The organism is Caloranaerobacter azorensis DSM 13643, assembly GCF_900129995.1.
GTDB classification, from domain to species: Bacteria; Bacillota; Clostridia; order Tissierellales; family Thermohalobacteraceae; genus Caloranaerobacter; species Caloranaerobacter azorensis.
Window position 1 is genome coordinate 1 of record NZ_FQXO01000068.1, and the last position, 12,276, is coordinate 12,276.

12 protein-coding genes, 1 rRNA gene and 1 CRISPR repeat array are annotated in these 12,276 nt (G+C 30.7%); of the genes, 1 reads left to right on the top strand and 12 read right to left on the bottom strand.

What is annotated here, in order from left to right; genetic code table 11:
- A 16S ribosomal RNA gene (locus tag BUB51_RS09815) occupies window positions 1–172 on the bottom strand; the annotation flags it as partial.
- 337 nt (window positions 173–509) lie between these two features.
- Here BUB51_RS09815 and yyaC point away from each other — a divergent pair.
- Entirely contained in the window at window positions 510–1,109 is a 600-nt protein-coding gene (gene yyaC / locus BUB51_RS09820; protein ID WP_035165124.1) for a spore protease YyaC, read from the top strand.
- A gap of 7 nt (window positions 1,110–1,116) precedes the next feature.
- On the opposite strand, the gene BUB51_RS09825 is transcribed toward yyaC, so the two are convergent.
- The 11 genes from BUB51_RS09825 to BUB51_RS09875 form a co-directional block, all read right to left on the bottom strand.
- The gene (locus tag BUB51_RS09825; protein WP_035165126.1) at window positions 1,117–1,401 is read right to left on the bottom strand and encodes a YkuS family protein; all 285 of its coding nucleotides are present in this window, start codon (window positions 1,399–1,401) and stop codon (window positions 1,117–1,119) included.
- A gap of 68 nt (window positions 1,402–1,469) precedes the next feature.
- The gene (locus BUB51_RS09830) at window positions 1,470–1,985 is read right to left on the bottom strand and encodes a DUF4446 family protein (protein WP_073197447.1); all 516 of its coding nucleotides are present in this window, start codon (window positions 1,983–1,985) and stop codon (window positions 1,470–1,472) included.
- Between the two features lie 69 nt (window positions 1,986–2,054).
- Window positions 2,055–3,197: an aminotransferase class V-fold PLP-dependent enzyme gene (locus tag BUB51_RS09835; RefSeq protein ID WP_073197448.1), complete on the bottom strand. Its 1,143-nt coding sequence runs from the start codon at window positions 3,195–3,197 to the stop codon at window positions 2,055–2,057.
- Window positions 3,198–3,258: 61 nt separating this feature from the next.
- Window positions 3,259–4,083, bottom strand: coding sequence for a formate/nitrite transporter family protein (locus tag BUB51_RS09840; protein ID WP_073197450.1), 825 nt, complete (start codon window positions 4,081–4,083; stop codon window positions 3,259–3,261).
- 394 nt (window positions 4,084–4,477) lie between these two features.
- A CRISPR array of direct repeats spans window positions 4,478–4,780; the repeat unit is 30 nt; unit sequence GTTTCAATTCCTTATAGGTACTCTAATAAC.
- Between the two features lie 228 nt (window positions 4,781–5,008).
- Entirely contained in the window at window positions 5,009–6,796 is a 1,788-nt protein-coding gene (locus BUB51_RS09845) for an NADH-dependent [FeFe] hydrogenase, group A6 (protein ID WP_035164868.1), read from the bottom strand.
- Between the two features lie 30 nt (window positions 6,797–6,826).
- Window positions 6,827–8,620, bottom strand: a complete 1,794-nt coding sequence (gene nuoF, locus BUB51_RS09850; protein WP_073197452.1) for an NADH-quinone oxidoreductase subunit NuoF — start codon at window positions 8,618–8,620, stop codon at window positions 6,827–6,829.
- 48 nt (window positions 8,621–8,668) lie between these two features.
- Window positions 8,669–9,037, bottom strand: a complete 369-nt coding sequence (locus BUB51_RS09855; RefSeq protein WP_035164872.1) for a (2Fe-2S) ferredoxin domain-containing protein — start codon at window positions 9,035–9,037, stop codon at window positions 8,669–8,671.
- 171 nt (window positions 9,038–9,208) lie between these two features.
- A complete protein-coding gene (gene nuoE, locus BUB51_RS09860) occupies window positions 9,209–9,697 on the bottom strand; it encodes an NADH-quinone oxidoreductase subunit NuoE (protein WP_035164874.1) in 489 nt (162 codons plus the stop codon).
- Between the two features lie 221 nt (window positions 9,698–9,918).
- Window positions 9,919–10,212 carry a hypothetical protein gene (locus tag BUB51_RS12915; RefSeq protein WP_073197454.1) on the bottom strand — a complete coding sequence of 98 codons (294 nt, stop codon included), beginning with the start codon at window positions 10,210–10,212 and terminating at the stop codon, window positions 9,919–9,921.
- 805 nt (window positions 10,213–11,017) lie between these two features.
- Window positions 11,018–11,890, bottom strand: a complete 873-nt coding sequence (locus BUB51_RS09870) for a ParB/RepB/Spo0J family partition protein (RefSeq protein WP_073197456.1) — start codon at window positions 11,888–11,890, stop codon at window positions 11,018–11,020.
- Window positions 11,891–11,988: 98 nt separating this feature from the next.
- A partial coding sequence (locus BUB51_RS09875) for a hypothetical protein (protein WP_278294269.1) occupies window positions 11,989–12,276 on the bottom strand: 288 nt, incomplete at its 5' end.

Below are 12,276 nucleotides of genomic sequence, written 5' to 3' on the forward strand. Positions count from 1 at the left end.
TCCCGAGGCTATCCCCCTGCATAGGGCAGGTTCCCCACGCGTTACTCACCCGTCCGCCGCTTTCAGTACTTTAAATCCCCCGAAGGTTCATTAAAGCACCTACCCGCTCGACTTGCATGTGTTAGGCACGCCGCCAGCGTTCGTCCTGAGCCAGGATCAAACTCTCAAGATAAAAACTATATACTCAAAAGAATCCTGCTCCGCACTGTTCAGTTTTCAAAGACCAAATCTGTTTTTCTGTCGACTTTTGCCGCCGACTCTTAATACTATAGCAGATTTTTTTATCCTTGTCAACTACTTTTTTTACTTTTTTTACTCTGCCTTTTCTCAACGGCAAAAAATAATTTACCATAAAATTTTAATTTAGTCAAGAACATTTTTAAACTTTTATACTATCGTGAAACAATAATGAATAAAATTATAATAAATATCATTTCTCATCTTTGTATTTATTATTTTGGTTTTGGGAAAACTTGTACATATAAAATTATTTGTCAGGAGGATAAAGCATGTTCTTTCAAATCAATCATAATAAGAATAGCATAAATTCTTTTTCTCCTTATGCAGTAAGTGAATTTAGTAAAATTATTTTAGAATATTTAAACAAATATTACAATAAAAAAAATTATAAAGAACTAATTATTGTATGTATAGGAACTGATAGATCAACTGGAGATAGTTTAGGTCCTTTAGTAGGTTATAAACTCTATCCTTTCTTTAAAAAAAATAACAAAGTACATCTATTTGGTACGTTAGATAATCCTGTACATGCAAAAAATCTTAAAGAAAACATTAATTTTATAAAAAGTACATTTGATAATCCTTTTGTAGTTGCCATAGATGCTTGTTTGGGGAATATTGACAGAATAGGTTATGTGAAAGTTGAAAAAGGACCATTAAAACCAGGAGCTGGAGTAAATAAAAATTTACCTGAAATAGGTGATATTCATATAACCGGAATAGTAAATATTAGCGGATTCATGGAATATATTGTACTACAGAATACTAGGTTAAGTATTGTAATGAAAATGGCAGATGTCATATCAAAATCTTTTTACTTAAGCTATATTCAATTTTATAAGAATAATATACAAACAATACATAAATAGAAGCCCATCATTTAAATAATGGGCTGTATAATCTATTATTTATAATGTATTCTATCTCTTGTAACGTTTTACCAGTCGCATTAATTAAAAGCACTTCATTACCACCGCTCATTTCAACTCCTGTATTCATATTAATAAATTTATCTATATAAGGTACATTATAGCCATCAGCCATATATATTACTGCCTCTACTTCTTTATTTTCATTAATATCATATACTTCATAACCTCTGCTCTTTAAACTATACTTCAAATCATCAAGCCCATTCTGAATTGCTATCTTTTTTACCATAATGAAACACCCCCAGAATACTTATTCAATTTTAGTATCCTCTGTGAGGGTGTTTTTATGCTTATTTTTTATATATTTCCTAATTTACTTGAAACACCATATTCCTTAGCCATTTTTATAGCCTGTATTTCTTCGTCTGAAAGTGCATATTTAGATTCTCCATTAAATATAGGTTTTGCGTAAGTGTTACATTCGTTTCTACCGAATAAACTCGATATTACAAAACCATTAAGATTATCGTCTAATAAGGCTATTGAAAAACTTAAATCACTACCTACATCATTAAAAGCATTATATCTCACAAACCCTACCCTTTGTACCGCAAATTTTAACTTGTTATTCAATTTCTCATACATGTCTTTTATAACTTCTGCCTCTTTTTTCATATCTTTAACTTCTTCAATATATTCAAAAATTAAATCTTCTAAAGAATCTTTATCAACACCTTCAACAAGCCTATTATATTTTTTGGTAATCGAAGAAATTCTTATCTGACTAATAATATTTAATATTAATAAGATTATTACTCCAACTGTTAGAAAAATAATTATTTGATTACTATATTGTGCTATCATCTCTTCCATAATTTACAGACCCCCTTTATGCTACGATACAGTTAATATTCGTTTATTACATTTAAATTCCTTCAAAATTTATATCTCTTTTGCTATTTCTCTCACTGCTTTTACTGCATTTTCAATATCTTCATGTGTATTAAAATAACCGATACTAAATCTTACAACTCCTTGTTCGAACGTACCTATTGTCTTATGAGCCAAAGGGGCGCAATGAAGTCCCGGTCTAACTGCTATGTTAAAAACTTTATCTAGAATATAACTAACTTCAGATGAATCTTCTTCACCAAGATTAATAGATACAACAGGGGCCTGCTTACTTACATCACAAGGACCATAAATTTTTACTTTGTCTATCTTTTTAAGTTCTCTTATAAAGTGTTCTGTTAATTCCTCTTCGTGTTTTCTTATATTTTCAATGCCTGTTTTCAATATAAATTTAACTCCTGCTCCCAATCCTACTATTCCAGGTGTGTTTGGTGTACCACTTTCAAATTTATCCGGCAACATTTCAGGCTGTATTAATGATTCAGATTTACTGCCCGTTCCTCCCTCTTTCATTTCCACTACATCTATTCCATCTCTTATATAAACTCCACCTGTTCCCTGTGGTCCTAATAAACTTTTATGTCCAGGAAATGCAAGAATGTCTATATTCATACTCTTTACATCAATATCATAAACTCCAGCAGTCTGTGCTGCATCCACCATGTAAAGCAAACCATTTTCATGTGCTATCTTACTTATTTCATCTATAGGAAATAAAGTCCCAGTAACATTAGAAGCATGAGTAGTAATTATCATTTTAGTGTTTTGTTTAATATTTTTTTCAATATCATCTATATTTATCATTCCGGTCTTATCACATTGGATAATAGTAGTTTCAACTCCTATACTTTCTAATGCCTTAAGCGGCCTTAATACTGAATTATGTTCCATAGAAGTCGTTATTACATGATCTCCTGATTTTAAAATTCCCTTAATGCCAAGATTGAGTCCTTCAGTAGCATTTGACGTAAATATTATATTCATTGGATTCTCAATATTAAATAACTTACTTAAAAGCTCTCTTGTTTCATAAATAGCTCTGCCAGCCTTTAAAGCTAATCTATGCCCTGATCTGCCTGGATTAGCTCCAAATTCCTTCATAGATTCTATCATAGCCTGATAGACTTCTTCTGGTTTTGGATATGTAGTTGCAGCATTATCTAAATAAATCAATCCATTCACCTCCAAACTAAATAACAATTTAATTATAACACATCTACTTATTAATTAAGACTTAAAACAAATTGCTTTTTATGTTCCGTTCTAAATCAATATTTTCTTTAGCAGGTACTATATAAACTAAATAATATACTATAGGAACAATAACAGCTCCTCCTACAATATTACCTAAAGTAACAGGAATTAAATTTTTCACCCAAATTTGTCCCCAAGTAGTTTCAAGCCCTAAAAATTTACCAAGTGAAATAAAATACATGTTTGCAACACTGTGTTCATAACCTGATAAAACAAACATCATAATCGGGAACCAACATGCAAATATTTTGGAAATTACATCCTGTGCTCCTGTAGCAAGCCATACCGCTAATACAACTATAATATTACATAATATGGCTCTTAAAAATGCTTGATTAAAGGCAAGTCCAATTTTCCCTGCTGCAATTTTTGTAGCTAATTGAGTTGCTGGAGTATCTATTTTATACAAACCAGATTTTACCACAACAGCAGCTAATAATATCGAACCTATAAAATTTCCCAAATAAACAAAAAACCAATTTTTTAACATTTGATTTAGAGTAATCTTTTTGTCCATCAAAGCTAATGTCATAAGATTGTTTCCTGTAAATAATTCAGCACCTGCCATTACAACTAACATAAGTCCTACAGGAAATACTGCAGCTCCCATAAATTTCATAAGTCCGATATCAACATTCTTTAACGTTTGCATAACAGTAATATCTGCTTGTGCTCCAAAACCTATAAAAATACCTGCAAAAATACCCAATAAAATCATTTGTAGAGCTGATAAATTAGCTTTTTTTATACCTGCATTAATGGTAGCTTGAGCTATTTCTGACGGTGTCAACATTCTCTTTTGCATTTTAATACTCCTTTCCATTCGTTATTTTTTGGTGATTTTTAACCCTTCGATTACTTAAGGTAATTAAAAAAACATAACTTGAAAAATTTTATTCTTATATACTCTCTTAATATTAATTATATTATTAAGATAATATGAAGTAATATAATTTGTTAGAAATTTTAATATTTTTTAATAATTCGAAATATAATATTAGCTTTATTTCAGTTATTTCTTACTCATGATTATTTAATTATAGCCATTTCATTGCCCTGGAAATATTTTTATATATAAAAAAAGATCCGTTTAAAACGGAACTTATTTTTATATATTTTTCTTTTTCTATTATAATATTCTCCTCATAGGTACTCTAATAACAATACTACAAAAAGAATGGTAGCCCTGATCCTTTTGCGTTTCAATTCCTTATAGGTACTCTAATAACCGATGATTATAAAGAAACTGAAAAAGAGTTTGAATTGTTTCAATTCCTTATAGGTACTCTAATAACCGACCCAATATGGTTAGCAGAACATTTCCACATATGTTTCAATTCCTTATAGGTACTCTAATAACATTTTTAAAGAGTGTAAGCAGTACAGAAGGAAATGAATAGTTTCAATTCCTTATAGGTACTCTAATAACTTAACTCGCTTGTATCAACTACTACAGAAAAGACAGAAGATTTGTTTCAATTCCTTATAGGTACTCTAATAACCCATTACATATATTGATAATACCACTTTTCTGAATATTAGTCAATTAACTGATTTCTTACATTAATTCCTACTAATATAGTAGGAGTTCGCCGTTCTATATATTGAAATTTACACATTCTTTACAAAAAATACAATGTCGTCGATCCCCAGGGGTTTTTACACTACTGAAGGTCGACGACATAATAATCGTAAAAAAATAACCCTAGCATTCAGCTAGGGCTATAAATTTATTTGCAATCACAAAAATATTCTTTATATTTGTTTTCTTCATCTACAGGATAATTCTTTCTTTCTACATAATGAGTATGAAGTAATTCATGAGCTTTATGACTATTAGGTTCTCCTAAGAATTCCTTGTAAATCTTCTTAATCATTGGATTTTCATGAGATTTTCTTATCTCTTTAGCTTTATCTTCATCATATAAAGCCTTCGCTCTTTCTTTCATTATATCTTTAGTCATTCTATCTTTTGCACTGACATGTGGCTGTCCTCCACCAGTTACACAACCTCCAGGACAAGCCATTATTTCTATAAAGTGATATTCTTTTTCGCCTGATTTAATTTGTTCTAATAATTTTCTAGCATTACCAGTACCATGAGCTACTGCTACTTTAACTGCTAAATCTCCTAATTTAACTTCTGCCTCTTTAATACCTTCTGTTCCTCTAACTTGTTCAAAATCAATATTCTCTAATTCTTTTCCTGTTACAACTTCTGCAACTGTTCTAAGTGCTGCCTCCATTACCCCACCAGTAGCTCCAAAGATAACGCCGGCTCCTGTTGATTCACCTAATACTTCATCAAAATCTTCGTTTGGTAAATTAACAAAGTCTATTCTTGCCTCTTTTATCATTTTAGCTAATTCTCTTGTAGTTAATACATAGTCAACATCTTGATAGCCTGCATGAGATAACTCTTCTCTTTGAGATTCATATTTTTTAGCCGTACATGGCATTATTGATACTACTACTATATCCTTTGGATCAATATTATTTTTCTCAGCATAATATGATTTTATAATTGCACCTAACATTTCGTGAGGCGATTTACAAGTTGATAAATTATCTAGGAATTCTGGATAGTAATGTTCGCAGAATTTAACCCATCCTGGTGAACATGAAGTAATCATTGGTAACTTTCCACCATTTTTTAACCTATGAAGTAACTCATATCCTTCTTCCATTATAGTTAAATCTGCTCCAAAATCTGTATCAAATACTTTATCAAAACCTAATCTTCTTAAAGCTGCTACCATTTTACCAGTTACTCTCGTACCCATTGGAAGCCCAAATTCTTCTCCTAATGCAGCTCTTACAGCTGGAGCTGTTTGAACCACAACATGTTTATTTGGATCATCTATTGCTTCCCAAACATAATCAATTGATTCTTTTTCTCTTAATGCACCAACTGGACAGACAGCAATACATTGTCCACAATTGATACATGGTACATTTCCTATACCTTTATCAAAAGCAGGTCCTACAACAGTCTTAAACCCTCTATTTGTAAAATCCAATACACCTACTGTTTGAACATTTTGACATACGCTTACACATCTACCACACAAGATACATTTTTGAGGATCTCTAACTATTGATGGTGATGAAGTATCTACAGGTGCTACAGTCTTCTCACCTTCAAATGGTATATCTTTAACACCTAACTCATCTGCAAGAGTTTGCAGCTCACAATTTCCATTTCTTGTACAAGTTAAACATTCTCTATTATGGTTTGATAAAAGCAATTCTAAAGTTGCTTTTCTTGCTTCTCTAACTTTTTTAGTGTTTGTTCTAACCACCATACCTTCTCTTACTGGAAGTACACATGAAGTCTGAAGATTTCTAGCTCCTTCAACTTCAACTAAACACATTCTACATGCCGCTACTTCATTTATCTCTTTTAAATAACATAAAGTAGGAATATCTATACCTATGCTCCTTGCCGCTTCAAGCACAGTATAATTCTCTGGAACTTGAATTACCTGATTATCTATAGTAATAGTTACTTTTTTCACTTTTCACACCCCTTTTCTACTGATATATTACTACTTCTTCACTATAGCATTAAATGGACATTTTTCTAAACAAGCACCACATTTAATACACTTATCTTGATCTATCACATGTGGACTCTTTCTTTCTCCTGATATCGCTCCTACTGGACATACTTTAGCACATACTGTACATCCTTTACATAAATCTTCTTGAATATGATATGAAAGTAGAGATTTACATGATCCAGCTGGACATCTTTTCTCATTTACATGCGCTTCATATTCATGTCTGAAATATTTTAATGTTGATAATACTGGGTTCGGTGCTGTTTGTCCTAATCCACATAATGATGCTGATTTGATAGTATTAGCTAATTTTTCTAACTTCTCTATATCTCCCGGTTCACCTTTACCGCTAGTTATCTTCTCTAATATCTCTAACATTCTCTTTGTACCAATTCTACAAGGTGGACATTTACCACATGACTCTTCTACTGTAAAGTCTAAGAAGAATCTTGCTATATCTACCATACATGTGTCTTCATCCATTACTATCATTCCGCCTGAACCCATCATCGAACCTAACTCTGTTAATGTATCAAATTCTATTGGTGTGTCTATTAGGTCCGCTGGTATACATCCTCCTGATGGTCCTCCTGTTTGTACTGCTTTAAATTTCTTTCCGTTTGGTATTCCTCCACCTATTTCATATATTACTTCTCTTAATGTTGTTCCCATAGGTATCTCTACTAATCCTGTATTGTTTATCTTTCCTCCTAATGCGAATACCTTTGTTCCCGGTGATTTTTCTGTTCCTATACTTCTAAACCATTCTGCTCCTTTTAATATTATCTGTGGTATATTTGCATATGTTTCAACGTTATTTATCAATGTTGGTTTACCCCATAGTCCTTTGTTCGCTGGATATGGCGGCTTATTTCTTGGCATTCCTCTCTGTCCTTCTATTGATGCTATTAGAGCTGTTTCTTCTCCACATACGAATGCCCCTGCTCCTAGTCTCACTTCTATATCGAAATCAAATCCTGTTCCAAATATATTCTTTCCTAATAACCCTTTCTCTCTTGCTTGCTTAATTGCTATTTCTAATCTCTGTACTGCTATTGGATACTCTACCCTTACATATATATATCCTTGATTTGCTCCTATTGCATATCCCGCTATTGCCATTGCTTCTAATACTGAATGTGGGTCCCCTTCTAATATACTTCTGTCCATGAATGCTCCTGGGTCCCCTTCGTCTGCGTTACATAATACATATTTTTGGTCTCCTTGAGCTTTAGCTGTGAATTCCCATTTTAATCCTGTTGGGAATCCTCCACCACCTCTACCTCTCAATCCTGAATCTTTTACTACCTGTATTACTTCCTCCGGTGTCATCTCTGTTAATACTTTACCTAATGCCATGTATCCATCAAATGCTATATATTCGTTTATATCTTCTGGATTTATTACCCCACAGTTTCTTAATGCTATCCTTTTTTGTTTTTTATAGAATCCTACTTCGTTTATTGATTTTATTGTGTCTTCTTCTACTGCATCTTTATATAATAGTCTTTTTACTATTCTTCCTTTTAATAAATGCTCTTCTACTATTTCTTCTACATCCTCTACTTTTACATGACTATAAAATGCCCCTTCTGGATATACTATTACTATCGGACCTGCTTCACATAATCCAAAACATCCTGTTCTTACTACTTTTACTTCTTTGTCTAAACCTTTTTCCTTTATTTTTAATTCAAATTCATTTTGTATCTTATCTGAACTTGAAGATGTACAACCTGTACCACCACATATCAATACGTGTGCTCTATAGATGTTCATTTCTTTACCTCCTTTACATTATCGGCTTTGATTGTTTCACGTGAAACTTTATTTTTCATATGCTCCTATTGTATATTCTGTTACCACTTTTCCATTTACTATATGTTCAGCTATTATTCTCTTTGCTTTCTCTGGTGTCATTTCTACATATGTTACTTTTTCTTCTCCTGGTCTATACACTTCTACTATTGGTTCTAATCTGCATACTCCTATACATCCTGTTTGTGTTACTATTACATCACTTAAATTTCTATTTTTTACTTCTTCCAATAATGCCATTAATACTGGTCTCGCCCCTGCTGATATCCCGCAAGTAGCCATTCCTACTACTATTCTTGTCCCTTCTTTTTGCTTTCTTAAATCAACTTTTTTTAATGTTTCTTCTTTTATCTTTTTTAATTCCTCTAATGATTTCATCACTTCACCTCCAAATTTTCTAACTATGATATTCGCCATTAATCACTTATCATACATTTTTCGTTTTCCGATCCCCATTATCAGTCTTAATAATAATTTATTTATAAACTGTTAACCGCAAATTATAGACCGCTGACCTCTAATTCCCAATTTTATATTTTTACCTATTTCTTACTCCATATATTTCTTCAATATCGCTGGTATTTCGTCTGCTTTTAGTCTTCCATATACATCTTCATTTATTGTCATTACTGGTGCTAATCCGCATGCCCCTATACATCTTGTCGCTTGTAGTGAGAACTTTCTATCTTTTGTAGTTCCTCCTACTTCTAATTTCAATTCTTCTTTAATCTTGTCTATTATCGCTTGCGCTCCTTTTACATAACATGCTGTTCCTAAACATACCCCTATCTGATATTTTCCTTTTGGTATTAATGAAAATTGTGAGTAAAATGTGGCTACTCCATATATTTCTGCTAACGGTATGTTTAAACCTTCTGATATCATCCTCTGTACTTCTATCGGAAGATATCCAAATATTCTCTGTGCTTCATGTAATACTGGCATTAATGCTCCCTTTTTTCCCTTATTTTCTTCAATCACTTTTTTTAATTCTTCAATCTTATCTTTGTTTTCTTCCCAATTAAATTTGAATTCCATTTCTTCCCCTCCTTGAGCTTATTAGAATAAGTTTTTTTAACTACTCACCATTTCTCATATAAAAGTGAGTATTCTTTAAGACTTATACACTACAAGCATAACTTCCCCTTATATCAAAATAGATATTGAATTTACAACGCTCTAATGATTTATACAGGGAAGACAATGCTTGTTTCTAACTAGGTTGTAAATAATGTTTATTTCTTTTTTGTAGACGATTTCTATGATGTAATACTTCTCTTAGGTATTATTCGTACTTGTTGTAATTTACCACTAATTTTAGTTGTTAATTTTTGTTTATTCATTATTTTAGGAATTTTTATATATCTATCTTTTGACTTACAATTTTGATTAGTAAAGATAATGATATTTCTACCATTTTTCTTCTTATATTTCGAAAGTTTTAATCTGCCTAAATGCTCATCTTTATTGTTATTCCATTCTTCAATTGATTTAAAGAATGATCTCCAGTTTTGGTCTAAAAGTTTTAGTATCTGCTGTAATGTTTGTATCATTAGTGATTTGTAGGTTCCATGGTCTTTTATTATTTTATATTTTATAAATGTCTTTATATCTTAACCATCTTCCATCATTGATAATTTCTTGTCTTATAAGATAATTAGCATAGTTGTACAAGCTTTTAGATTTAAAACATAAATCGTCGCAATATTTATAAAGATCGAGTTAGCTTTATTTGACGCTGCTTTACCCTAATAACTTTCATTACTCATCTTCCTTTATTAGTTCAATCATAAATACTTTTTCATCATGTTCATACATTCTATTTATATTGATACATTATAAGATAATATGAAAGCAATATTGTTTATTGAAAATTTAAGTATCTCTAACAATTTATAATAAAATATTCACTATATTTTATAAAAAATAATGAAATTTCATATTAGTTATTTAAATCAGAATTTTGTTTAAAATATTTTGTATACATAATAATAATAAATATCTACTAGATTATAAAGGAATTATTAAAATTTTTAATAAAAATTCGTTAATTTTTTAACCTTTTTTCACAATATAAACTCTTAATTATTATACATTTATATCAGCCTATTATCAACTTTTTTAGCACAAAAAAAGCTGTTCATTAAATAAAATCAACATTTCAAAAATATTTTCCCTTTTCTTTTTTGTTGCATTTTTTTAATATTTAATACATTTTAAAATTCACAAACTTCATAGACGCTTTTATATTGAAAAATTTGTTAACAAAATAATTTATCTATAAAACAATACCTGCATATTTTTTGTAATATCTTATTATATAGCTAAAAAATAACTCTTAATGTTTCACGTGAAACATTAAGAGTTTAAAATTATATCTAATATTCTATCTAAATCATCTTGATTATAATATTCTATCTCAATTTTTCCTTTCTTTTTCCCCTTAACTATCTGTACTTTAGTCCCTAAAATCTTCCTTAACTGTTCTTCTACATCTAAAATGAATATATCTTTTTCTGTTTCATTTTTATTTTTTTTCTTTCTTTTCCCGTCTTTTTTTAATTCTTTAATCAATTTTTCAGTTTCTCGTACACTTAATTTCTTCTCTATTATCTCTTTAGCAATTTTAATTTGTATATTTGAATCGTTTATTTGCAGCAATGCTCTCCCATGTCCACTAGTTAATTTGTTTTCTAAAATAAAATCAATTACTTGCTGACTTAAATTTAATAATCTCAATGTATTAGTTATATAAGGTCTACTCTTTCCTACAACAATCGATATCTCATCTTGTGTAAGATTATAATTCTCCATCAGTCTTTTATAGGCTATTGCCTCCTCAATTGGATTTAAATCCTTTCTTTGAATATTTTCAACTAGAGCAACTTCTGCTGATTTTCTATTTTCAAAATCTTTTACTATACAAGGGATTTGTTTAAATCCTGCTATTTTTGCCGCTCTCAATCTTCTTTCTCCAGCTACAACTTCATATCTATCATCAATTTTTCTTACAATAATAGGCTGGATTAAACCATGCACCTTTATTGACTCGGCCAATTCATTAAGTGAATCTAAAGTAAATTTACGCCTTGGTTGCTCTTTACTCGGCTGTATTAATGACACATCAATATTTATTACTCTGTTTTCACTATCATTTTCAATATTATGTAAAGGTTCATCCGGTATCAAAGCTGCAAGACCTTTTCCTAATCCTCTTTTCTTTTTCGTCATTAAATCACATCCGTTGACTTATATCTATAAAAACATTATAGAAAGCAACGCATACCTATAAATCTTTATAGATTTATAGATCTTATTCGATACTTCTATTATGAGGCTATAAGCCTACATAACTCGAAGTCGCTTTCTACTTTTATAGGATTGCACAGCTTTAAATTAAGCCAACGGTTTTCACCTCCTGCTTTGTATCTCTGCTGTGCTTTTTTACTGCCCAATATACATATATTCCTCGCTCCGTTTAAATCAGCATTGATTATTTTATTTACAACTTTGTCTTTGAATAACCCTCGTTTAACTCGCTTCCCATTTAAAGCATTAGTTAAATCAAGGTTATATTGTAGTAACTTTTGCATTATTTTTATATCTTCTGTTAAGCT